At 37.1% G+C, this 23,619-nt stretch carries 28 protein-coding genes, 1 riboswitch and 2 other annotated features; of the genes, 23 read left to right on the top strand and 5 right to left on the bottom strand.

Annotated features, from left to right (window positions below; all coding sequences use genetic code 11):
* Positions 1-306: 306 nt before the first annotated feature.
* The 9 genes from MKY80_RS14945 (at position 307) to MKY80_RS14905 (ending at position 9,151) form a co-directional block, all read left to right on the top strand.
* Positions 307-1,281, top strand: coding sequence for a PstS family phosphate ABC transporter substrate-binding protein (locus tag MKY80_RS14945; RefSeq protein ID WP_031416968.1), 975 nt, complete (start codon positions 307-309; stop codon positions 1,279-1,281).
* A gap of 64 nt (positions 1,282-1,345) precedes the next feature.
* Positions 1,346-2,293: a phosphate ABC transporter permease subunit PstC gene (pstC, locus tag MKY80_RS14940; RefSeq protein WP_008178337.1), complete on the top strand. Its 948-nt coding sequence runs from the start codon at positions 1,346-1,348 to the stop codon at positions 2,291-2,293.
* Entirely contained in the window at positions 2,294-3,172 is an 879-nt protein-coding gene (pstA, locus tag MKY80_RS14935) for a phosphate ABC transporter permease PstA (RefSeq protein WP_036127097.1), read from the top strand.
* Positions 3,173-3,184: 12 nt separating this feature from the next.
* On the top strand, positions 3,185-4,018 hold the full coding sequence (gene pstB, locus MKY80_RS14930) for a phosphate ABC transporter ATP-binding protein PstB (protein WP_008178335.1): 834 nt from the start codon (positions 3,185-3,187) through the stop codon (positions 4,016-4,018).
* 13 nt (positions 4,019-4,031) lie between these two features.
* Positions 4,032-4,691 carry a phosphate signaling complex protein PhoU gene (gene phoU, locus MKY80_RS14925; protein WP_008178334.1) on the top strand — a complete coding sequence of 220 codons (660 nt, stop codon included), beginning with the start codon at positions 4,032-4,034 and terminating at the stop codon, positions 4,689-4,691.
* 173 nt (positions 4,692-4,864) lie between these two features.
* Positions 4,865-5,737 (top strand): hypothetical protein, encoded by an 873-nt coding sequence (locus MKY80_RS14920; RefSeq protein WP_008178333.1) that lies wholly within the window; start codon positions 4,865-4,867, stop codon positions 5,735-5,737.
* Positions 5,738-5,811: 74 nt separating this feature from the next.
* A complete protein-coding gene (locus MKY80_RS14915) occupies positions 5,812-6,882 on the top strand; it encodes a mechanosensitive ion channel domain-containing protein (RefSeq protein ID WP_008178332.1) in 1,071 nt (356 codons plus the stop codon).
* Between the two features lie 39 nt (positions 6,883-6,921).
* Positions 6,922-7,130 (top strand) — a binding site (T-box leader).
* Between the two features lie 66 nt (positions 7,131-7,196).
* A complete protein-coding gene (gene trpE, locus MKY80_RS14910) occupies positions 7,197-8,582 on the top strand; it encodes an anthranilate synthase component I (protein ID WP_342529999.1) in 1,386 nt (461 codons plus the stop codon).
* Positions 8,579-9,151: an aminodeoxychorismate/anthranilate synthase component II gene (locus MKY80_RS14905; RefSeq protein ID WP_089986118.1), complete on the top strand. Its 573-nt coding sequence runs from the start codon at positions 8,579-8,581 to the stop codon at positions 9,149-9,151. Before trpE ends, MKY80_RS14905 begins: the two co-directional genes overlap by 4 nt.
* Positions 9,152-9,199: 48 nt before the next feature.
* On the opposite strand, the gene MKY80_RS14900 is transcribed toward MKY80_RS14905, so the two are convergent.
* The gene (locus MKY80_RS14900) at positions 9,200-9,676 is read right to left on the bottom strand and encodes a hypothetical protein (protein ID WP_089986117.1); all 477 of its coding nucleotides are present in this window, start codon (positions 9,674-9,676) and stop codon (positions 9,200-9,202) included.
* 3 nt (positions 9,677-9,679) lie between these two features.
* Positions 9,680-10,102: a hypothetical protein gene (locus MKY80_RS14895; protein ID WP_253734915.1), complete on the bottom strand. Its 423-nt coding sequence runs from the start codon at positions 10,100-10,102 to the stop codon at positions 9,680-9,682.
* 179 nt (positions 10,103-10,281) lie between these two features.
* Here MKY80_RS14895 and rpmG point away from each other — a divergent pair, with 179 nt between their 5' ends.
* From rpmG to tyrS, 5 genes are all read left to right on the top strand, one after another.
* Positions 10,282-10,431 (top strand): 50S ribosomal protein L33, encoded by a 150-nt coding sequence (rpmG, locus tag MKY80_RS14890; protein ID WP_008408521.1) that lies wholly within the window; start codon positions 10,282-10,284, stop codon positions 10,429-10,431.
* Positions 10,432-10,517: 86 nt separating this feature from the next.
* Positions 10,518-11,111, top strand: a complete 594-nt coding sequence (locus MKY80_RS14885; RefSeq protein WP_107922122.1) for a 5-formyltetrahydrofolate cyclo-ligase — start codon at positions 10,518-10,520, stop codon at positions 11,109-11,111.
* A complete protein-coding gene (locus MKY80_RS14880; protein ID WP_008181996.1) occupies positions 11,104-11,313 on the top strand; it encodes a YqgQ family protein in 210 nt (69 codons plus the stop codon). The genes MKY80_RS14885 and MKY80_RS14880 overlap by 8 nt, the downstream gene beginning before the upstream one ends.
* A gap of 279 nt (positions 11,314-11,592) precedes the next feature.
* Positions 11,593-13,488 carry an LTA synthase family protein gene (locus MKY80_RS14875; protein WP_036222318.1) on the top strand — a complete coding sequence of 632 codons (1,896 nt, stop codon included), beginning with the start codon at positions 11,593-11,595 and terminating at the stop codon, positions 13,486-13,488.
* Positions 13,489-13,616: 128 nt separating this feature from the next.
* Positions 13,617-13,858 (top strand) — a binding site (T-box leader).
* 127 nt (positions 13,859-13,985) lie between these two features.
* Complete coding sequence (tyrS, locus tag MKY80_RS14870; RefSeq protein WP_089986115.1) at positions 13,986-15,200, top strand: tyrosine--tRNA ligase; 1,215 nt, start codon at positions 13,986-13,988, stop codon at positions 15,198-15,200.
* Between the two features lie 66 nt (positions 15,201-15,266).
* Here the strand turns inward: tyrS and MKY80_RS14865 are convergent, their stop codons facing one another.
* The gene (locus MKY80_RS14865; protein ID WP_008181026.1) at positions 15,267-15,446 is read right to left on the bottom strand and encodes a DUF2759 domain-containing protein; all 180 of its coding nucleotides are present in this window, start codon (positions 15,444-15,446) and stop codon (positions 15,267-15,269) included.
* A gap of 169 nt (positions 15,447-15,615) precedes the next feature.
* Between MKY80_RS14865 and MKY80_RS14860 the strand changes: the two genes are divergently transcribed.
* Positions 15,616-16,260 (top strand): MBL fold metallo-hydrolase, encoded by a 645-nt coding sequence (locus tag MKY80_RS14860; protein ID WP_089986114.1) that lies wholly within the window; start codon positions 15,616-15,618, stop codon positions 16,258-16,260.
* Between the two features lie 47 nt (positions 16,261-16,307).
* On the opposite strand, the gene MKY80_RS14855 is transcribed toward MKY80_RS14860, so the two are convergent.
* Together MKY80_RS14855 and MKY80_RS14850 are read right to left on the bottom strand one after the other, a co-directional pair.
* A complete protein-coding gene (locus tag MKY80_RS14855; protein ID WP_004231035.1) occupies positions 16,308-16,550 on the bottom strand; it encodes a DUF2626 family protein in 243 nt (80 codons plus the stop codon).
* Between the two features lie 117 nt (positions 16,551-16,667).
* A complete protein-coding gene (locus tag MKY80_RS14850; protein ID WP_008181032.1) occupies positions 16,668-17,378 on the bottom strand; it encodes a helix-turn-helix domain-containing protein in 711 nt (236 codons plus the stop codon).
* A gap of 325 nt (positions 17,379-17,703) precedes the next feature.
* On the opposite strand from MKY80_RS14850, the gene comGA reads away from it, so the two are divergent.
* The 8 genes from comGA to gcvT all read left to right on the top strand — a co-directional run bounded on the left by comGA (position 17,704) and on the right by gcvT (position 23,606).
* Entirely contained in the window at positions 17,704-18,723 is a 1,020-nt protein-coding gene (gene comGA, locus MKY80_RS14845; protein ID WP_008181034.1) for a competence type IV pilus ATPase ComGA, read from the top strand.
* On the top strand, positions 18,698-19,780 hold the full coding sequence (gene comGB / locus MKY80_RS14840) for a competence type IV pilus assembly protein ComGB (protein ID WP_089986113.1): 1,083 nt from the start codon (positions 18,698-18,700) through the stop codon (positions 19,778-19,780). The genes comGA and comGB overlap by 26 nt, the downstream gene beginning before the upstream one ends.
* A 1-nt stretch (position 19,781) precedes the next feature.
* A complete protein-coding gene (gene comGC, locus MKY80_RS14835) occupies positions 19,782-20,114 on the top strand; it encodes a competence type IV pilus major pilin ComGC (protein WP_008181040.1) in 333 nt (110 codons plus the stop codon).
* Positions 20,114-20,554: a competence type IV pilus minor pilin ComGD gene (gene comGD / locus MKY80_RS14830; protein WP_008181042.1), complete on the top strand. Its 441-nt coding sequence runs from the start codon at positions 20,114-20,116 to the stop codon at positions 20,552-20,554. Before comGC ends, comGD begins: the two co-directional genes overlap by 1 nt.
* Complete coding sequence (locus MKY80_RS14825) at positions 20,547-20,864, top strand: hypothetical protein (protein ID WP_089986112.1); 318 nt, start codon at positions 20,547-20,549, stop codon at positions 20,862-20,864. The genes comGD and MKY80_RS14825 overlap by 8 nt, the downstream gene beginning before the upstream one ends.
* Positions 20,857-21,285 carry a competence type IV pilus minor pilin ComGF gene (gene comGF, locus MKY80_RS14820; RefSeq protein WP_089986111.1) on the top strand — a complete coding sequence of 143 codons (429 nt, stop codon included), beginning with the start codon at positions 20,857-20,859 and terminating at the stop codon, positions 21,283-21,285. The genes MKY80_RS14825 and comGF overlap by 8 nt, the downstream gene beginning before the upstream one ends.
* Before the next feature lie 198 nt (positions 21,286-21,483).
* Entirely contained in the window at positions 21,484-21,999 is a 516-nt protein-coding gene (locus MKY80_RS14815; protein ID WP_342529996.1) for a shikimate kinase, read from the top strand.
* A gap of 144 nt (positions 22,000-22,143) precedes the next feature.
* Positions 22,144-22,237, top strand: a riboswitch (glycine riboswitch).
* Positions 22,238-22,502: 265 nt separating this feature from the next.
* Entirely contained in the window at positions 22,503-23,606 is a 1,104-nt protein-coding gene (gcvT, locus tag MKY80_RS14810; protein WP_089986109.1) for a glycine cleavage system aminomethyltransferase GcvT, read from the top strand.
* Positions 23,607-23,619 lie beyond the last annotated feature (13 nt).

Raw genomic sequence — 23,619 nt, 5'->3', positions numbered from 1 at the left:
TTCAAATAAGAATCAAATTCTAACCTCTCTACACTCAGAAGGTCGCTTCCCTCAAACATAGAAGTGTATGGATTGATCGCTTTCATTGGATGTGGGTGCAGATGTAAGTAGGAAAAAATGCAAAATGTGGGCACAGCTATGACAAAGCGAAGATTAATTGTAAATGCGTCTTTACAATCGTTTACAAAGCATTACATTCCTTTACATCTCTTTTACGAACCGTTTATACGACTTCAACAATCAGTCATTATAGTAAAGATTGTAAGACAAATAACTATAAAACAGTTCATGACGGAGGCAAATGAGATGAAAAAGTGGAAGTACTTAACGATGACAGCAGTAATGGGTTCTGCATTAATGCTAGGTGCATGTGGTAGCGATTCTGCACAAAATGGAAACAATACTGAAACGAACGCACCAGCTAGTTCAGGACAAGAAGCTGCTGATGAAAAGCTACAAGGCTCTGTAGCTGGAGATGGCTCATCAACAGTTGCACCAATTATTGAGGCAGTTGTTGAAGAGTATGCAGGCGCACAACCAGATGTCAAAGTATCAGTGGGGGTTTCTGGTACAGGTGGTGGTTTTGAAAAATTCATCGCAGGTGAAACAGACTTTTCAAATGCATCTCGTAATATAAAAGATGAAGAGAAAGCGAAACTAGGAGAAGCTGGTATTGATTATACCGAGCTAGCTCTAGCATATGATGGTTTATCAGTAGTCGTGAATCCAGAAAATGATTGGGCGAAAGATTTAACAGTAGAACAATTACAAAAGATTTGGATTGAAGATGGGAAAGAGAAAAAATGGTCTGACATTGATCCATCTTGGCCAGATGAGAAAATCGTTTACTATTCACCAGGTACTGATTCAGGCACATACGATTACTTTGATGAAATCATTTTAGATGGAGCGGATCTAGTAAGCTCAGCAACACTATCAGAGGATGATAATATGCTAGTTCAAGGTGTATCAGGTGACAAAAACGCTATCGGATTCTTCGGTTATGCTTACTATCTAGAAAATAAAGATAAATTAAACATTGTCAAAGTAAATGGTGTAGAGCCAAATAATGAAACAATTGAAGCAGGCGAATATACGCCACTTTCACGCCCATTATTCACATATGTGAAAAATAGTGCTATGAAAGATAATGAAGCGGCATATGATTTCATTAAATTTACATTAGAAAACGCAGGTGATATGGCTGAAGCTGTTGGCTATGTTCGTTTACCTGAAGAAAAATATACTGAAGGCTTAAAAACTTTAGAAGGCTTAAAATAAGTAGACATGCATAGAGGGAAAGAGATGTATGCTCTTTCCCTCCCTTATTTGAAAGGAGCTCCCAATGGTTTCTCAAAAGGAAAATAAGACATCATCTGTGCAGCAATTAATTGCAAATTCGCGCAATCATAAAACTAAGAAAATAGTGGAAAAAGCAATGCCAGCTCTATTATTTTCTGCAGCAATTATCTCTATTTTAACGACATTTGGCATTGTTTTCACCCTTATTTTTGAAACGTTTGAATTCTTTAAACGTGTGTCGATAACGGATTTCCTGTTTGGAACGAAGTGGTTACCGTTTTCAGGGAATGAACCGTTGTTTGGGATTTTGCCGTTAATCGCTGGTACATTAAAAGTGACACTTATTGCAGTTGTAGTAGCCGTACCATTTGGAATTGCTTCAGCTATCTATTTAAGTGAATATGCAAGTGAAAAAACAAGACGTACCGTGAAACCTATTTTAGAAGTTTTAGCGGGTGTACCGACGATCGTTTACGGCTTCTTTGCTTTAACGTTTGTCACACCTTTATTACAAGAAATTGTGCCTGGACTTAAATTATTTAATGCACTGAGCCCAGGGATTGTTGTAGGGATTATGATTTTACCAATGATCACTTCTCTATCTGAGGATGCCATGTCATCGGTACCCAATAGTATGCGCGAAGGGGCTTTAGCTCTAGGTGCAACAAAATTTGAGGTAGCGATTAAAGTAGTACTACCTGCTGCACTTTCCGGCATTATCGCATCTATAGTATTAGCTATTTCCCGGGCAATTGGAGAAACGATGATTGTTTCGCTTGCAGGCGGATCAACACCGAAATTTGATCTCAATGTTACGGATTCTATCCAAACAATGACAGCATACATCGTACAAGTTTCAACAGGTGATGCAGGTTATGGAACAACTATTTACTACTCAATCTATTCTGTTGGATTTACACTATTCATCTTTACGCTAGTAATGAATTTACTTGCACACTATATTTCGAAACGCTTCAGGGAGGTTTACTAGATGCGCTATATGGATGACACAGTCGTCATGAAACGAATGACAAAGCGTATTACATTCAATAAAGTTTGGAAAACCTTATTTTTCTTAGCTACTACGTTTGCGCTTGTTACCTTAGCTATTTTGCTTTACCGCATTGTGACACAAGGAATTGATTATTTAAATATTGATTTCTTAATGAATTTTGCATCACGTTTTGCAGATAAAGCAGGTGTCAAAGCGGCCCTAATAGGTTCACTGTGGTTAATGGCAGTTGTAGCGCCAGTATCCATTATTTTAGGTGTAGGTACGGCAATCTATTTAGAGGAATATGCCAAGAAAAATAGAATTAACGACTTTATTCGTATGAATATCTCAAATCTAGCAGGTGTACCTTCCATCGTTTTTGGATTACTAGGTTTAACTATTTTTGTACGCATGATGGGACTAGGCAAAAGTGTTTTAGCTGCTGGCTTAACAATGAGTTTATTAATTTTACCTGTCATTATTGTAGCGGCACAGGAGGCCATTCGTGCAGTACCCAATGAACAACGTGAAGCTTCATATGGGATGGGCGCAACAAAATGGCAAACAATTTTACGAGTGGTTCTTCCAGCCGCTATTCCTGGTATTTTGACAGGAAGTATTTTGGCTATGTCCCGTGCCATTGGGGAGACAGCGCCACTTGTTGTCATCGGAATTCCAGTTATTTTACAATTTTTACCGAATGGTTTACTAAGCCAATTCACAGCCCTACCGATGCAAATCTATGATTGGGCAAAACGTCCGCAAGAAGCATTTCAGTATGTGGCCGCAGCTGGTATTTTAGTGCTTATGACTGTTCTTCTATTGATGAACTCTATTGCCATCTTTATTCGAAATAAATTCCAAAAACGTTATTAATGAGGTGACCTTATGGTACTGGATTTTAAAGAGGAAAAAACAATTGTCAAATTGAATCAAGCGACGACGAAATCTTCCGCTGATATAGCGAAAAATATTGTTTATGATACACGTAACTTGAATTTATGGTACGGTGATCATCAAGGCCTAAAAGATATTAATTTAAGTATTTATGAAAATGAAGTGACGGCAATTATCGGGCCTTCTGGCTGTGGTAAATCTACGTATTTAAAAACATTAAACAGAATGGTAGAGCTTGTTCCTAGCGTTCGTACATCTGGTGAAATTTTATACCGTGAGCGTAATATTTTAAATAAAAACTATACGGTAGAGGAATTAAGAACACGCGTAGGAATGGTGTTCCAAAAGCCAAATCCGTTCCCAAAATCTATTTATGATAATATTGCGTACGGACCAAGAATTCATGGCATTAAAAATAAAAAGATTTTAGATGAAATAGTTGAAAAGTCTCTGAGAGGGGCTGCCATTTGGGATGAGGTCAAAGATCGTTTAAATCAAAATGCCTACGGTTTATCTGGTGGTCAGCAACAGCGTATTTGTATTGCAAGATGCTTAGCGATTGAACCAGATGTCATTCTAATGGATGAGCCAACATCTGCATTAGACCCTATTTCTACACTAAAAGTGGAAGAGCTTGTGCAAGAGTTGAAAAAAGACTATTCCATTATCATTGTGACCCATAATATGCAGCAAGCTGCACGTATCTCTGATCGTACAGCGTTCTTCCTGAGTGGAGAAGTTGTAGAATACGATAAAACAGATATCATCTTCCAAACACCATCAGATCAACGTACGGAAGATTATATTTCAGGACGTTTCGGCTAAGGAGGAGCAATCGATGGTAGTACGTGAACGTTTTGAACAGGAGTTAAAAGAAGTTCAGGGGCAATTTATGGCACTTGCCAATAGCAGTATTTTCGCCTTAAAAACGTCCTTTGAGGCGTTAGTGGAACAGAATTTAGAAAAAGCTTTGAAAATACTTGAAGACGATTTAATCATAAACCGGCTTGAAGAAGAAATAAATGACCATGTAATCCTTATGATTGCTAAACAACAACCTGTAGCAACCGATTTACGTCGTCTCATGGTCCTTGTGAAAGCAGCAGCAGATATGGAAAGAGTGGGCGATTATGCGGTGAATATCGCCAAAGAAGCGATTCGAATTGGAAAAGAACCGATTGTGTTCCCTATGACAAATCTACAAACGATGTGCAATAAAACTGTAGAAATGCTAGAGAGCATCATGAAGGCCTTTACAGAGGAAGATACTGTTCGTGCTAAAGAAATCGCTGAACTAGATGATTATGTGGATGATTTATATGGAGCTACGGTTACACTCTTGCTACGTGCAGGCGTTGAAGACCCCGCACATATTTCTCAAATTACTCATCTAACATTTATTTGCCGATATTTAGAGCGTTCTGCCGATCATGCTACTAATATCGCTGAACACCTTTTTTACTTAGTGAAAGGCAAGCATTATGAATTAAATAATTAGGAAGAAGAGCTACTTGCTAGCTCTTCTTTTCTTTTGAAAAAAATGATTAGCAGCAGCAACATTGTGTTTTTATGTGGCGTCTATATAGCGAGTGTTTTGTATTGTCAAAAAAATTTTTTGGTTATACTATAGACAATATCCAAAAAAATGTGGTGCTTAGGAGGTGCTGCTTCGTGAAAGACCCGATAGAATCACTCATAGAAAAATTCGATCAAGATTTGTCACTAGAACAACGTAATTATTTACGATTTCTCTATGAAAACTTACATCTTGAGGAATTAAGCAATAGGGAACAACATTATTTTATCGACTATTTTTTTAAGAGTGAACCATTACGAAATATGGCAGCATTTGCACTAGAATTGGCAGACATTCTGCATGAAATTCGGGAAAATATTCCTGCTATTGAGAAGGCTGAGAGAATGGCTAATGGTAAGGAGCAGCGTTTGTATTACGAACGGAAATGGTCAGAGCTGAGACGTCAAAAGCTTAAACAGCAAACAACAAAGAATGGCAATATTTTTTATGTACCCTTTCATGACTATAAACAGGATCCTGGGCCCATGATTATTTGTTTAGAGCAGACGACTGGGATGGAAGCTTATTCTGAGCTGTGTAAAAGCATGATATTACCGTTATTTATGGATGCCCATCGCGAAAATCGCGATTTATATATTATCCCTTATGGTCAGCAAATCGATGTTCACTATCGCTTTGAAAATGGTCATTTAAATTTAACGGATTTTAAGAGCTTTATTGAATATAAAGCTAAAGGCGAAGCTGAGCTTTTACCTGTTCTACAGTTTGTCAGATCATTACTGCATGAAAATCAACTTGGCTCTGAAGCGGAAGTCATTATATTTACAGAGGGCACTCCTATAGATGGACAGCATCTTGTCAGTAAGCAAGCAAAAGCGATGCTAGAGGAAATGAAACGAAAATACCTTGCTGAGTTTTCTGTCATTGCAATGCATGAAGATAATTTTAATAAACAACAATTTTGGTTTGCCAATAAGGCTTTTTTTGCGGATGATGCAATACAATAACAGAAAGGGGCTAACCTTTACGGAAGGTCAGCTCCTTTTTATTGGAGATACATAGGTATTAAAAGGAGACATACATGGATTCATTACATTGGATTTTACCTAAATTTACAGTCCCTACTTGGATGGATGTTTTAATAGCAATCATTATTTGTATAGTTGGCTGGCTGATTCAACGATTCATCATAAAAAAAATAATTAATCGTCTGGTCATCTTTTTAAGAAATCGTCAACGAAATTTCCAAGCAAATGTGCTTGCACAATTTAGTAAAGCCATTGGCTATGCATTTATGACGGCAGTCATTGTGCTAAGCTTATCTTATTTAATAGAAGTTCCTTTATTTACGCATAAATCAACGAAAAATTTTATACTGTCTATTATGGTGTTTTTTGCTTTTAAGGGCGTATATGATGTTTTAAATTTCTATACAAAGCAGCCACTTCAATTAACAAGTGAAGAGGACCAAAATGTACTATTACCTTTTTTCCTACGAATTGGTAAAGTACTCATTATGATTTTTGCCATGTTTACAATTGCCTCATTTTGGAACTTTAATTTGAATGGCTTTTTAACAGGGATTGGCTTAACAGGAGTAGCGATTGCTTTTGGGATTCGCGATACATTAGCCCATGTGTTTGGCGGTATGTCCGTGGCGCTTGACAATCCCTTTCAAATTGGGGATTGGATTGCGACCGAAGATCAAAAAATTGAAGGAACCATTGAGGATATTAATCTTCGCAGTACGTTAATTCAAACAGGGGATAAAGGGCTTGTCTATGTGCCGAACTCTTATTTGGTTAATCGTCCTATTTACAACTTATCGAGACGAGAAAAGCGTAAATGCGAACAATTTTTATATGTAGCTGCTACCAATGAAGAAGACATATTACGCAGTGCCTTAACGGCTATTCATAAGGAAATTTATTTACATGCTAACACAGAGAAAGACATGATCCATGTTTATATCGATGAATTTCATCATGATAGTTATCGTGTGCTTATTCGTTTCTTCGTCGCTACAAATGATACAGCCGTCATGCTAGAAGTACGCCAGGAAATCTTCTTTGCCATCCGCCAAATCGTGGAGGAGCTATCCATTACTTTAGCATCCCCAGATGAGGATGAGGAACCAAGAAGGAAAAAATAAATTGAATTGTAAGATAGTTTGCATTACAATATAATCTAGCAATCAGCGCTGATGAAGAGTAGTAGCTATTAGTATTTGTCATAGAGAGCTAGTGGTTGGTGGAAACTAGTACAAATAAATGGTGAATGGACTTCGGAGCTCTAATCCAGAATGGCAGTATGGATTAGCGTATGCCTACGTTATAAGGCTTAGAGAGGGTCTACTTAGTAGACCAATGAAGGTGGCACCACGGCTTTTCCGTCCTTTTGTGATGGAAAGGCCTTTTTATATGCATTTGGTGTAGAAGAGCAGAGCATAGAGAAGGAGAGAAGAGAATGACAGTTGAGCTTAGAAAGTATGCCATGAAAGTATTACAGGGAGATATGATGACCCCTATTTCTGTCTATCAATCATTGAGAGGGCAGCATAAAATGTTGTTCGAATCGTCAGCCAAGCATGAGGAAAGTGGACGTTACTCCTTTATTGCAGTGGATCCAGTGGCTGAATTAAAAGGAAATAATGATGCGTATACCTTTCTTAAAGGGGAGGAAAAGGAAAAATCGAATGGGAATGTGCTCGATTATTTAAAGCAAGTGATGCCATTCCATGAAGAAACTTATCCATTCCACTTTTTTGGAGGCGCCATTGGTTTCTTTGGATATGAAACAGCTTTTTATACAGAAGAAATAGGAGAATATTTACAGGATGAATTAGCCATGCCGGATGTTCATGTTTTGTTCTATGATACATTTATTGTATTTGATCATGTGACACAGGAACTTACATTGGCTTCAATAGATTTATTTAAAGAAGGGCGTTCCTTAGAGGAAATGGAAGAGGCTATTTCAACGACGGAGCGGCAGCTTTATATGGGGACAACATTTGATGCCATGAAGGTAGATAGTCTTGATTTTAAGCCAATGATATCAAAGGAGCAATTTGTCACATTAGTGGAGCGTGCAAAGCAGCATATATTAAAAGGGGATATTTTCCAAATTGTGCTATCACAGCGCTTCTCAGCCTCGTTTACAGGCTCACCTTTTGCGCTATATCGGCAATTACGCACATCCAATCCCTCTCCATATATGTTCTACATGGATTATGGATCCTATATTATTTTAGGAACATCACCAGAAAGCCTTGTAAAGGTTAAAAATCGGCAGGTGACGACAAATCCAATCGCAGGCACCAAGCCTCGTGGTGAGACAATGGAGCAGGATGAAGCCATTGCAAATGCCCTATTGGAGGATGAAAAAGAAGTGGCGGAACATCGTATGCTAGTGGATTTAGGCCGCAATGATCTTGGCCGAATTGCAAAAGTGGGTTCTGTAAAGCTGAAGAAATTCATGAATATTGAACGCTATAAATATGTCATGCATATTGTGTCTGAGGTAGTAGCGGACCTACGAGATGATCTCCATGTTTTGGATGTCCTTCGTGCTTGTTTACCTGCGGGTACAGTGTCAGGAGCACCAAAGATTCGTGCGATGCAGCTTATAAATGGATTAGAGCCTGTAAAGCGTGGCGTCTATGCGGGAGCTGTTGGTTATATATCTACGACAGGCGATATGGATTTAGCCCTTGCTATTCGTACCATGATCATTAAAGATGAGAAAGCTCATGTACAGGCAGGAGCGGGTATTGTTCACGATTCGGTCCCATTATCTGAATATGAAGAAACACTTAATAAAGCTCGAGCACTATTGGAGGTAAAAAAATGATTTTAATAATTGATAATTATGATTCTTTTACCTACAATCTATTTCAACAAATAAGTATGCTTGGGAAAAACGTTAAAGTCGTGAGGAATGATGCAATTACAATAGAAGAAATTCAAAAAATGTCACCAGAAGCTATTGTTTTATCTCCCGGTCCAGGAACACCAGCCGAAGCAGGTATCACGGTTAATGTGATCGAGGAGCTATATCAAAAATTTCCTATATTAGGAATTTGTCTTGGACATCAATCCATTGGGTTCGCATTTGGAGCAAACATCGTGCAGGCTCAAACGATCATGCATGGCAAGCTGTCACCTCTACAATATGAACAAACAGGTTTATTTGCACAATTAGATGGAGATATTCAAGTAATGCGCTATCATTCTCTAGTTATTGAAGAACCTTCATTACACAGTGATTTTAACATTATCGCAACAGCGAGTGATGACGGAGAGATTATGGCTATCCAACACAAAAAATATCCTCTTTACGGTCTGCAATTTCATCCTGAATCAATCGGCACGAAAGAAGGAAGTAGGATGATGCAAGCCTTCTTTGAAAGTATTGCTTAAATAAAAAGGCTGTCGCCTCCTTAATTTGGATGTGGCGACAGCTTTTCTTTATTGCTTTTTACCTGTAATTAACTTCGCAATTTCCTCTAAAGACATGGAGGAATTGACTTCGTAGGACCCAATTTGCAAGCTTCGTGCATATTTTGCGTTTGCGAGTAGTAACTCCATTTCTACGCTGTTAGAAATAATGCCACCATCCTCTAGCTTTTGGGCCACAATATACGGTGTAATCCCACTATATATTTGCAATGTCATTGTTGTATCATCCGCATTGGTATCTTCTTTAACAGACGGTTCTGAAGAATCAGCAGTAGTAGTTTCTTCAGTAGTATGTACTTGTTTTTTTAACGCAGCAATTTCTTGATTAGCCTGATTGAGCTTATTTTGCAATTCTTCAACCTGCTGCTGATTGGAAGAATCTTTTTCAGGGAGCCCAATGTTCACATCGAAGCGGCTTGCAAGAGCAAGTATGGCACCGACTAGGAAAATGGCTACGCCAAATGAGCGGATGGAAGACTTGTTCATAAATTAACGACCCCCATTTGCAATCACTTGACGAACTTGTTCTTCTGTTAAATTTGAACGGATACTAATATCTCCTACAGAAAGTCCTTGTTTATTCAATTCCAGCACCTGACTTACGATAATTTGATGAATCGGCTTTGCTTGTGATGGATTAGGCGTTACTTTTGAAGCTTGTGCGGCTTGTTGGACAGCTTGCATAACTTGTTGAACTTTAGGGTTTTGTATGCTAGGACTAGGTGTTGATTTTGATTTTACTTGAAACTCTGGTTCTAATAGTAGCTCTTCCTCTACAATTTTTAAACGGCGCTTTAAATTATTCGTTTCTTGGAATATGGAGATAGATAATTCTTCGACATCCTTCTCGACTTTTTTCGAGCTATTTTTGAAAAAGAACGATACTATAATCAAAAGAATCCCGAAACTCATTAGTATGATGGATAAATCCAATAGCTTCACCTCGTGTAGTATGTAATTATAAGATATTTTACCATATGCAAACTTAATATGAAATGAAGGTAGATTTTTTTTCAGTTTGTGTTATAATAGGTTAGTCGTATAAATCATGCTCAAATTTAAATTCTTGATATAGAGTGGGAGGGTTAATGATGCGCGTAAACATTACTTTAGCTTGCACAGATTGCGGCGAACGTAACTACATTTCTAAAAAGAACAAGCGTAACAATCCAGAGCGTCTTGAACTTAAAAAATATTGCTCTCGCGAGAAGAAATACACTCTTCACCGTGAAACTAAGTAATCGCTCATTAAGCCAAAACCACAAGTGGTTTTGGCTTTCTACATTTTATGAATGATTGAAGTTTTACTATATAGGAGGTAGCCTGCATGGATAAAACAACATTACGGAACAAGGTACGAGAAACACTTGCGATAATGAATGATGAAGTTTATCGCAGACAATCTAAAGCTGTAGTGCAAAGAGTGCTACAGGAACCATATATAATAGAAGCAAATACGATCGGCATTACCATTTCAAATCAGCCAGAAGTCGACACCATTCTTTTAATTGAAGAACTATGGCAGCTTGGGAAAAAGGTCGCTGTGCCAAAGTGCCACCCCAAAACAAGAGAAATGACATTTTACGCCATTGAATCATTTGCTCAGCTCGAAACAGTATATATGCATTTGCGTGAGCCTATTCCTGAACGATGTGAGTTAGTTGACGCAAATGAGATGGATATCATCTTAGTACCAGGGGTTGTTTTTGATCGGTTAGGCTATCGAATAGGGTATGGCGGTGGTTATTATGATCGCTATGTATTAAACTATAAAAAGGGTAAATTGATGTCATTACTTTTTGACGAGCAGATCGTTAATCGTGTTCCTACTGAAGAACATGATTGCCCTGTAGACATCATAGTGACACCGACAGAACGTATTGACTGTCTAGCACATCGAGGAGCGAACGAAAATGGATAAAATGTTAGATATTTATGAACTCTTGAAAACGTATGGTACTTTTATTTATACAAGGGACCCTATTGGTGATTTGATGTTAATGGAGGATGAAATAAAAGAGCTCTATAAAGCGAATGTACTAGACATAAAAGATTACCAAATGGCATTATTACTAATTCGACAAGAAACAACAAGACTTCGTATAGAAGAGAATAAAAAGTAATGTTTGAAATATAATGTAATGGGGTATTGTAAAATTAATGTAACATGTATGTAATATTCTTAAAAACAGTGGATTTCCGCTGTTTTTATGTTTTTACGAAACTTTTTACAATGTAAAACGTATATATAGATATCTGGTGCATATACGAGCGATGAGAGTAAAATTTCCAAAAGATATGTGTTGATTATCTGTAAAAAATGGATTAAGATATATTTTGTTTCCGTAACAAAATGTAAAAAATTATTATTTTTTTGTAAGGAAGTAGGGAGGATGTTAGGAATGAGATCAATAAAGTGGCCTAAACATTCATTTATGATACTAGCAATTATAGCAACTTGGATCAAAACGGTCATTGTTTACCACACGAGCTTTGAGATGAAAATTGAAAATGCAATGCAACAATTTATTTTGTTTATTAACCCATTAAGTTTCTTGCTATTTACGTATGGTTTAGCACTTTTCTTTAAATCACCAAAGGCTAGAAATCGTTATTTAATTACAGTCAGCATTATTTTATCAATAGTCCTTTATGGAAATGTAGCGTTCTATCGTTTCTATAATGACTTTATTACACTACCTGTATTATTCCAAACAAGTAACTTTAGTGACTTAGGAACTTCTGTAGCTGCCATAATAGAGCCATGGGATGTATTGTATTTTGTTGATGTACTTATTTTAATCTTAGCGAATAAATTTATACCAAAAATGAAAAATTCGTTTAAAGTTAATGTGGAATTCCGCCGTGCATTTTTTGTGCTGGCAATCGCTATGTCATTCTTAAACTTAGGTTTAGCTGAAACAGAGCGTCCACAATTATTAACACGTAGTTTTGACCGCGAATTACTTGTAAAAAATATTGGTACGTACAATTACCATTTGTATGATATTTATATTCAAACAAAATCCTCTGCCCAACGTGCGTTAGCGGACGGTAGTGAATTAGTTGAAGTAAACAACTATGTTCGCTCTAATCAGGCAGCAGTCAACCCAGAAATGTTTGGGAAATATAAAGGCCGCAACTTAATTGTTGTGTCTATGGAGTCTTTACAAAACTTTGTCATTAACAATGACATGAATGGTCATGAAGTTACGCCATTCTTAAACTCTTTAACAAAAGATAAAGATACGTATTATTTCAGTAACTTCTATCACCAAACAGGTCTAGGAAAAACATCTGACTCTGAGTTTATCGTAGAAAATTCACTATTTGGTTTAGGACGTGGAGCAGTATTCTTCACACATGGTGGAAATACGTATAACTCAATGGCAGAGCGCCTTGGGGAAAATGGATACTTTACAAATGTCATGCACCCGAATAATAAATCATTCTGGAACCGTGACATTATGTATCAATCTTTAAAAATCAATAAGTTCTATGATATCGATTCTTATACAGTAGAAGAAGGGCAAGCTGTGAACTGGGGAATGAAAGATACGCCATTCTTAGAGCAATCTGCAGCATTAATGAAAGATATGCCACAACCATTCTACTCAAGACTTATTACGTTAACGAATCACTATCCATTTACATTGGATCCGGAAGATATTATGATTCCTGAATATGATTCAAACTCAGGTACATTAAATCGTTACTTCCAAACAGTACGCTATATGGATGAAGCTTTAAAAGATTTCTTCCAACAACTGAAAGATCAAGGTGTTTATGATAATTCTATTATCGTTATGTATGGTGACCACTACGGTATTTCAGAAAACCATAATAAAGCGATGGCACAGTATTTAGGAAAAGAACAAATTACACCATTTGATAATGCATTGCTACAGGAAGTACCTTTATTCATCCATATCCCAGGATCTGACGATGGTAAAGAGATGACTGAAATGGCAGGACAAATGGATTTACGTCCAACAATTTTACACCTACTTGGCATTGAAACGTCAAAAGATATGCAAATGGGTGCGGATTTATTCTCTCCAGAACATGAAAACTTTGTAGTGTTCCGTGACGGACGCTTTATCACAGATAAATATGTGTATGCGGGAGAGGCTTGCTATGATAAATCAACTGGCGAAGAAATAGATGGGGAGCCATGTCAGCCATACGCTGATCGTGCAACAATGGAGCTCGAAAATTCTGACGCCATCATCAATGGAGACCTTCTTCGTTTCTATGATGAAAAGACAGGTAATTTAAAACAAGAATCCGTTAAGTAAACAAAGAGAGATCTCGCCATGAGATCTCTCTTTTACTTTGAGCAATTGACAAATTTGTTGAAGTGATTATAATTAGTGTAAATATCTGCATAACGAAGATTTGTTTTTCACATTTCGGAGTATAAGAGTTAAAGGCATGGAAAAGAACAAGTAACTTTAATAAAAACTGACAGAGAGTAGCCGGTCGTTGAGAGGCGCAAGGGATATTAAAGTGAATACATCTTGGAGCTGCGTACCGAAATTTTAGTAGGCTACGACGGGTTTGCATCCGTAATCATTGCAATAGTATTGCTGCGGCTGTACTAATGGAGGAGTGCTATTTGAGTAGCTCTCGAAAAAAGGTGGTACCACGTTCATTAACGTCCTTAGGATTTATTCCTAAGGGCGTTTTTTTTGCATCTGAACGTCTAGTGCCAAATTGGGCGACAGTAATCCTGTCAAGAACTCTTATAGATCTTGCAATATTAACTTTTTAATATTACAAGGAGATGTTTTGTATGTTTTTAACACCAAAGGAGCAGTTAGCCATTATTAAAAAGGGGACTGACAAAATTGTTGATGAACCCGAGCTACTAAAAAAATTGGAGCACTCATTTCAAGAGCAAAAGCCCTTAACGATTAAATTGGGGCTCGATCCATCTGCACCAGATATTCATTTAGGCCATGCAGTCGTATTGCGAAAAATTAAACAGCTGCAGGACCTAGGGCATCATGCAGTCATTGTCATTGGTGATTTTACGGGCCGTATTGGCGATCCTACCGGGAAATCTAAGGGACGTGTAGCGTTAAGTGATGAATTGGTGAAGGAAAATGCCAAAACGTATTGTGAGCAAATTTTTAAAGTGTTGGACGAGGAAAAAATGACTGTTCGTTTCAATAGTGAATGGTTAGCAAAATTAACGTTTGAAGAAGTCATCCAGCTGGCTGCTACTACATCTGTTGCCCGTATTTTGGAGCGTGAAGACTTCCAAAAGCGGTACCATCACCAAATACCAATTGGCCTACATGAATTTTTCTACCCTCTCATGCAGGCGTATGATTCTGTAGAATTAAAGGCTGATATTGAATTAGGGGGAACCGATCAAACGTTTAATATTCTCATGGGACGCACCTTACAAAGGCATAGAGGGCTAGAAAAACAAATTGCTATTTTTATGCCATTACTTGAAGGATTAGATGGTATTGAAAAAATGAGTAAAAGCTTGGGGAATTATATTGGTGTCCATGAAGCGCCTGAAGTTATGTTTAAAAAAATTATGGAACTACCAGATTCGCTCATTATCAAATATTTTGAATTAGCGACAGATGAGCATCCACTTCAAGTGCAAGCCGTTCAAGAAAGGCTACAAAACGGAGAGAACCCACGTGATATAAAACTACAATTAGCAGAAATAGTGACAGCTTTATATCATGGTCATGCAGCTACGATGGATGCAAAATCTTATTTTGAAGCTGCTTTCCAGAAGAAGATGATTCCTGCTAACATTCCTGTATTGCTACTTGAAATTGATAAAGAAAGAATAGAGGATATCATTCCACAATTAATTTCTATCCAATTTATTCAAAGTAAAAGTGATTTTATAAGGCTCATTAAACAAAATGGGGTTTCATTAAATGGAGAAAAAATTGCTGTGGATGATCTATCTCAAGTATTAATGAATGAGGATGTCCTGCAAATTGGTAAGAAGAGATTTCTAAAATTGAATAAGTAAAATGGGATGATGTCCAAGAAAAAAGAGCAATCTCACATAGAGACTGCTCTTTTTTCTGTCTAAATTTTAGTGTAATTTTGGTGGATACCCGCCATGAACGATTGTCATAATGACAAACCATCCAAAGACGACAGCACTTAATAAGTTGAAAACAACGCTTAAAAGGTTCTTTTCTTTAATTGCTTGGAATGTACCATATACAGCAAAAATTGAAACTAGACCAAAAATAACCATTAATAAGTTCATTAAAAATAGACACTCCTTTCGACATCAGAAAATGAATGTCGTAAACAATATTCCTCCTTAATTGTAATCGTTCTACCTGTTTTTGTCGAGAACTAATATAGTGCAAACTATGAACATTTATCGTCAAATTGTGGCAAAGCCTGTATAATAGAGAAATGAGGTGATATCTATGATGAACGTACGTAGTTTTTCTCTTGGTCCAGTCCAAACGAATTGCTATATCGTATCGAATAAAGACAAAGAATGTATCGTATTTGATCCAGGTGAAGAAGCGGAGCGTCTTATTAAAACAATCCGTAGCAATGGTTTAAAACCGTTAGCCATTTTTTTAACGCATGCACATTTTGACCATATTGGTGCAGTGGATGCCGTACGGGAAGCATTTAATGTACCTGTATGGATTCATGAAAAAGAGGTTAGCTGGCTAGGAGATCCAGAAAAGAATGGCTCTAGTAAATATGCTGCATTACCAGACTATAGGGTAGCTGCACCAGATCAAGACACGATCATTAAAAAAGAGCAACAATTTGAAATGAGCAACTTTGTGTTTCAAGCTGTATTTACACCAGGACATTCACCTGGTAGCATTTCCTATGTATTTGAAAATGATGGCTTTGCGATTGTGGGAGACACATTATTTGAACAAGGTGTAGGGCGGACGGATTTAATTGGTGGGTCCACCAAAATATTATTAGCATCTATTCATGACAAATTATTAACATTACCTGAGGATACAATCATCTATCCGGGTCATGGAAATTATACAACTGTCAGTGCAGAAATGGAAACAAACCCGTTTTTAAATGGATTTTAAAATAAAAAAAGCGTATCTCGTTGATGAGATACGCTTTTTTAGTTGTATTAATGACCGCCACCAGGTACGTGAATGAATGTTGTATAGTACGTGAAGCCAGCGAAGAATACAGTTAAATATGCTCCGAAAATGTACATGTACATACGTTCTGAAAGGTTTAAGAAGCCTAATAATAAGAATAAACCTGTATTACCTAAGAATAATAGCGATACCTCGTTCATACCACCAAGGTAGAACATAACGGCAAAAATACCTGTCCAGAATGCCATAACTTTATACATATTATCCATGAAATTTCCCCTCCTTTTGCCCACGACACAATAATCTCTTACTCATTATAAATGATAGGAAAGGTGTCTGTAAACTGGAACTTCTCCGTCTTTGTGACAAACGAATGGATTTTTTAACTAGCTATCGATTTCTGTCACGTTTATTTCATATTTACATAAATCGCAATTATGTATCATACTCTCAATTTGCACAAATTCATTGCTTGAAAATAATGCATCTAACTGCCCTTTTAAATAGGATTCATGTAATGAGCAGACAATATCCGAATATGTTGTAAGTTGCTCTTGGAATGGACAATTAAAAATGGAGAATATCACCTTTTTGCCACGCTCTGTTTGTTGAATTTGTGGAACATAGCCAATTAATGCGGCATTGTCAGTTAATAGTTGAAGCTTCTCGTCGAAGGAAAGGGAATTATTGATTGTCAATTCAGCGTTTATATTTTGTTTCATTTGCTGATAACCATCTTGATAGCTAATTTCCTGACATTTTTCTAAGACAGATGGTCCAAGCTCTTCCACTAATTGAATCGTCCATTTCAGTAAACGATCTTCGTCGCGTCTTGGGAAAGTTAATGATACACCTTTTTCTGAAGCCTTATACACCCGGCCAGGTCGACCACCTTTACCCGTTTTCACATAGTCTGCGGAAATAATATTAATTTCTGAAAGCTTTGTTAAATGAAGTCGAGCAACATTTGGATGGATGCCAAACTGATCAGCAATATGTTGGACGGTCACTGTTTTTTTCTCTTGCAATATGTACTCATAAATAGAGTATCTTGTTTCATCAGCTAAAGTGCTGGTAATTTTCAATGGATGGATCATATGCTTCACCTCATTAGTTTTTTATAAAATTATGTTCGTCTACCAAGTGTTAGGAAAATAATCATGTTCATTCTATTATATTCCATTATTGAAAAAGATACAGTTCATTTCAGCATAAATATTAATTTTTTCATGTATTTATCTTCTGTTTTAGTGGGAAATTGCACTTTATCCACATTTTTATAGCAAAAAACATGAATGATAGGAAATTTTATAACAAATTTTTATTTTCAGAAAAGGGCTTTCTTCGTAGGAAGATCCTATTTATACTAGGAAATAACGAATACGCGGTCATATTCGAATGAACTAGAAGAGGGGTGCATATATGCAGAATTTTGAAATAGTCGTTGAACAAAAATGTGAGCAACTTTTACTAAAAGCCTATCATTTTGGGGCAACCGATTTATTATTGGTGCCAAGCAATATAAATTATCGGATCTATTTTCGGAAATATGACAAGCTTCTTCATGCGGGTGAACTACCAAACGATCTGGCGGAACGGATGATATCCTATTATAAGTTTCTGGCGCAATTAGATATAAGTGAGAGACGTAAACCTCAAAGCGGCTCATTCCAAAAGGCGATGGAGCAACAGTCATATGCCTTTCGAGTATCTACACTGCCTTCCGTATTTTTAAAAGAAAGCCTCATTATCCGCTTACTTCTCCAAAATCATTCTTTTCCACTAACTTCCTTATGTTTTTTTAAAAGCTCAGCCTACAAATTAATGGAACTAGTACAGAATCGTCAGGGCCTTTTGTTTTTTACAGGGGCGACAGGATCTGGTAAGTCCACTTCACTTTATTCTTTAATCCATTATTGTTCTACCGAATTAAATAGGCATGTAATTTCCTTGGAAGACCCAGTAGAAAATAACCAAGCCAATTTACTTCAAATTCAAGTGAATGAACGAGCAGGCGTTACATACGCTACGGGGTTAAAAGCAATTTTGCGACATTCACCTGATGTGATCATGATTGGGGAAATTCGAGATAAAGAAACAGCAAAAATTGCCATCGAGGCAAGCTTGACGGGCCATTTAGTTGTTTCAACCATCCACGCGAAGGATTCGATTAGCTGTCTTTACCGTTTAATGGACTTAGGGGTGTCGATAGATGAGCTTCAGCAAACGATCATTGGTATTGTTGCCCAAGTCCTTTTTCATTCATCAGCCTTACAGGATGATCGTCGTGCGTTGTACGAAATTTTATCGGATATTCATCTCAATCAGGCCATTACCGCTATTTTAAATAAGGGGAATTTTCAGCTACCATACGAATTAACCATAAAGGGACAAAAAGAATTAGTGGAGAGCCATTATGCAGTTACAAACATACATCGCTAAATTTCAATTATATTACAACAGAGCTACAAAATGGCGTGTAAAAGAGCAAGCGCAATTTATTCAACGTTTATCTGTATTAATGCAGGAGGGCTACTTATTTCCACAGGCTATCTCGATGCTACTCCCTCATCATATAGATGTTCATGAGGAAATTCAGCAACAAATTGATGAAAAACTTAGACAAGGAGAAGGCGTAACAAGCATTTTAGAAACATTGCAGTTAGCTAAACATCATTTAGTAGCCATCAAAGTGGCAGAAAACAATGGGCATTTGCTTGAAGTATTAAAAGGTGTGGCAAAGCAAATGATTGTCGGTGAGCAGACGAAGAAAAAGTTAATTAAATTGCTTGTATATCCTGTCATGCTAATTTTATTTTTATTGTTGCTATTCTTTGTATTTCGAACAATTTTCTTACCTAATATTGAACAAATGGTATCAAGTCGCTCGATTGAAGGTGAGAAGACAAGTGTGGCGCTATCTAAACTATTACTGCATGTCCCCGATTTTGTGATGGTAACAGCTTTGATTGTAATAGTCAGTTTATTGGTTTTACACCTCTATCTCAAACGCCAGCCCATTCCCGTACGACTATCAATACTATTAAAAATTCCACTTTTTCAAATCTATATCCGACTCTCATGGACAAGGCAATTTGCTGCCTATTTAGGGAGTTTACTACAGAGTGGGTTTTCATTGCAGGCTAGTCTTCAAATTTTAGAAGAACAATCCTTTCAACCTTTTCTACAGCATCTGTCTCTGCGTATTAAAGAAAGGGTCATCTTTGGAGAGTCATTGACTCAAGCCGTTCAAATGGTGTCTATTTTTCATAAGGATTTTGCTACCTTTGTAGAACATGGAGAACAAAGTGGCTACTTAGGGAAGGAACTTACATTATATAGCGAACTATTACTGGAAAAACAGGAGCAACTATTGCAGAAGGTGCTCGCTTTCATCCAACCAAGCTTCTTTATTGTAATTGCTATATGTATTTTAGCGGCCTATGTCAGTTTACTATTACCAATTTATCATATGATTGAATTAGTTTTGGAGGACTAAGATGAAACATATTAAACAACAAAATGGTTTTACTTTAATCGAAATGCTCATTGTTTTGTTAATCATTTCTATTCTTATTTTAATTACAATTCCAAATGTTACGAAGCACTTCGCTACGATTGATGAGAAGGGCTGTGCTGCCTATATTAATATGGTACAGGGGCAAGTAGAAGCCTATAGAGTGGATTTTATGGCATATCCAACTTTAGAGGATTTAGTAAAAGAAGGCTATTTGAAAGAAAATGAAACAACTTGTCCTAATAAAGAAGAAATAGTTATTACGACTAAGGGAGAGGTACGGTTAGCAAATGTCGGTGCAGGTACGAATGGCTAATGAGAGAGCGACAAAATGAATTGGGCTTTACGATCCTCGAAATGCTAATAGTTTTATTTCTTGTTATGAGTTTAACAGCCATTGTTAGCAAATTCTCTTTACAATTAGCGGAGTCAAAGGAATTAGAGCGTTTTTTTACTCAAATTCAACTAGACATTCAGTATATTCAAACCTATAGCATGAACCAGCGACAATATATCGCGATTAAATTCGAAAGCTCTACAAGGCGCTACGTTATTCAAAAAGATGCTTTTTCCAATCTATATGAACGTCCATTCCCTAAAGGAGTCGAATTTTTGCCTGATGAGAGCTCTATTTATACGATTGTTTATAATGTTAATGGCAATGTCAGGTCAGCTGGCACCATCGCGTTTCAAACGCCACAGGGAAAGAAAAAGGTAATCATTACATTAGGGCGAGGGAGAGCGAGAATTGAATGAGTCAGGCTATTCTTTTGTTGAAACGATTTTGGCAATGGGCATCTTGATGTTACTTTGCAGCTCCTTATTGCCTATTACCTATACGATGAAAACGAATCTTATGAATAAAAAAATGGAAATGATTGCAGCTGAAACGGCGTATGAGGGCCTGAAATTATTTCAAGCTGTACAACAAACTGAGGGCACAAGAATTATTGAACAGGTTGAGTATCAATGGATGTTTAATGGTGAAGAAATTTGTGTTCGTTTTCACAATATACTTAAGCCACGCCAAAAATGTATTCCCCTTACAGGAAATGTCGATGAATAATGAGAAGGGCTATACCTTACTAGAAGCAATGTTTCAATTAATGGTGTTTGTGCTTATTTCTCATCTTTTTGTCCTAATTATGCTGTGGTATGCTGAAATGACCTCAACTATGCAAACGGATGAACAGTCGAAATGGGAGCAGTTTGTGTATGATTTAAATAAAGGGCTAAAGGATATTTTAACGTTCTCCGTGCGGGATGATCACAAAAGAATCACTTTCCAGACCACAGAATCTGTCCATTATATTGATTGCTATCGTAATACCATTCGTGAACAAGTAAATGGAGGACATGTTCCCATGCTAAATGGCATCAATAAATGTCAGTTCACTTATAGCGGAAATGTGCTGACGGTAGCGGTGGAAATGCCTAGTGGTATGCAAAAGGAGAGAACCTTCTATGTGCCAATTATTGAAAAATGACAGTGGGGCTATTTTTTTAATCGCAATTGCATTATTATTTCTTGTAACTACTTTTCTTCTTGCGTATTGTATGTCATATGAAATGCAATTTCAAACATATGATGGGCTCGAAAAATTGAATGTTCAAGCTACGATAAATTTATTGGGACAAATTTTGTCAGACAGTGTAGAATCGTAGTTATAAGAAGGTGATTCGAATTGCGAAAAATATATTTAGTTGGTTTTATGGGTAGTGGAAAGAGTGCTTTAGGAAGACGTTTAAGCTTTTTATTAAAGATGCCATATTATGATATGGATCATGAAATAGTGAGACAGCAAGGAATGTCCATCCCGCAGATTTTTGAAAAGTACGGAGAGGCCCATTTTCGAAAAATAGAAACAGAATTTTTGAAAAGTTTCCGCGATGAGGCTTGTATCATTTCTACGGGCGGTGGAGTTGCGATGAATGCTGAAAATCGAAAAATTATGAGACGTAGTGGCTTAGTATTTTTTTTAGATGCTTCGTTTGAAGATATTTATAAACGAATTCAGCATGATCCTAACAGACCAATCGTACAAAGCTCAACAAAAGAAGAGCTAGAAAGTCTGTATCATTACAGAAGAAAGTTTTATCGTGATGCAGGGCATATTCAGGTCCTGACAGAGGGCAGAACCATTCGTCAAATTTTAGAGTATTTAGTGTTCCAAGTAAAAAGGCTTAAAAGCGAACGATGAGAGATACGAATCCTGCTAATGTTCGTATTTTATTATCTTTTAAAAAATGATTGCCTTTTCAATGCATTTAATGTTAGGATATAGACAAATAAGTAACTAAATGTTCATTGAATACTAAATAGTACCAAGATGTATCTTGGGCGGATGATTATACGGGGAGAGAGCGTAATTAAACGCCACCGAAGGAGCAAGTAGCAATGGCTATGAATCTCTCAGGTAAAAGGACTCGTATAAGACGCAACTCTGGAGAGAGCTGTAGTATAACAATAGCAGCCACCAAAGGGGAAAGCCGACTAATTGGCAGTATCAACCATGCGAGTTAGTCTGGTGTAACTTTCAGGTGCAAGGACAGAGAATCCCGAAAAGGGGTTCGTCTGTCTTTTTTTATGTCTTTAGGTACTCCGTGAAGCTTTTTACTTTGCTAAGTCATGATTGTACCCATACAAAAAGCAGACGAACTACTACCAGTAAAAATGTAACTAACAATAAGGGGGCAAAAAAGAATGACGAATGAATTAAAACGTACACCTCTATTTGAAGAATATGCGAAATACGGTGCTAAGACGGTTGATTTCGGTGGATGGGAATTACCAGTTCAATTCTCCTCTATTAAAGATGAACATGATGCAGTACGTAATCGTGCGGGATTATTTGATGTATCCCATATGGGTGAAATTTTAGTAACCGGTCCCGATGCATTAGATTTTTTACAAAATCTTTTATCCAATGATGTTTCAAAAATAGCTACTGGCCAGGCACAATACACAGCAATGTGCTATGAGGACGGCGGTGTTGTCGATGATTTACTAACGTATAAGCTAGCTGATGACCACTATTTATTATGCGTGAATGCAGCAAATATCGAAAAAGACTATGATTGGATGCTGGAAAATCAACATCAATATGATGTGACGATTGACAATCAATCGGAAGCCTATGCACAAATTGCCCTACAAGGACCTTTAGCAGAGGAGGTTCTTCAATCCCTAACTTCAACTGATGTAAGTGCCATTAAATTTTTCCGATTCCAAGGGAATGTAGAAGTTGCAGGACATAAGGTGTTAGTTTCTCGTAGTGGATACACAGGAGAAGATGGCTTCGAATTATATGGAGCACCAGAAGATATTAAAGCGCTATGGGGTAAAATTTTAGATGCTGGTCAAGACAAAGGTGTTGTTCCTGCAGGTCTAGGATGTCGAGATACACTACGTTTTGAAGCGGGTCTGCCACTTTACGGTCAAGAATTATCAGCAACCATTTCTCCTCTTGAAGCAGGTATTGGCTTTGCTGTGAAATTAAATAAAGAAGATTTTATTGGTCATGATGCATTAGTAGCTCAGAAGGAAAATGGTCTTCCACGCAAACTAGTTGGCATTGAAATGATCGATAAAGGGATTCCACGCCATGGCTATAAAGTGTTTAAAGATGGTCAGGAAATTGGTGAAGTTACAACAGGAACACAGCTTCCTTCTTCAAAACGTAATGTTGGTCACGCGTTAATTGACAGTCAATTCGCAACTATCGGAAATGAATTAGAAATTGAAATCCGTGGTAAGCAACTAAAAGTGATTACAGTTGAAACACCGTTTTACAAGCGTTCAAAATAATAGCTGAAAAGAG

The sequence above is a fragment of the Lysinibacillus sp. FSL R5-0849 genome (assembly GCF_038595075.1).
Taxonomy (GTDB): domain Bacteria; phylum Bacillota; class Bacilli; order Bacillales_A; family Planococcaceae; genus Lysinibacillus; species Lysinibacillus fusiformis.
This window is presented reverse-complemented; position numbering and strand designations above follow the sequence as displayed.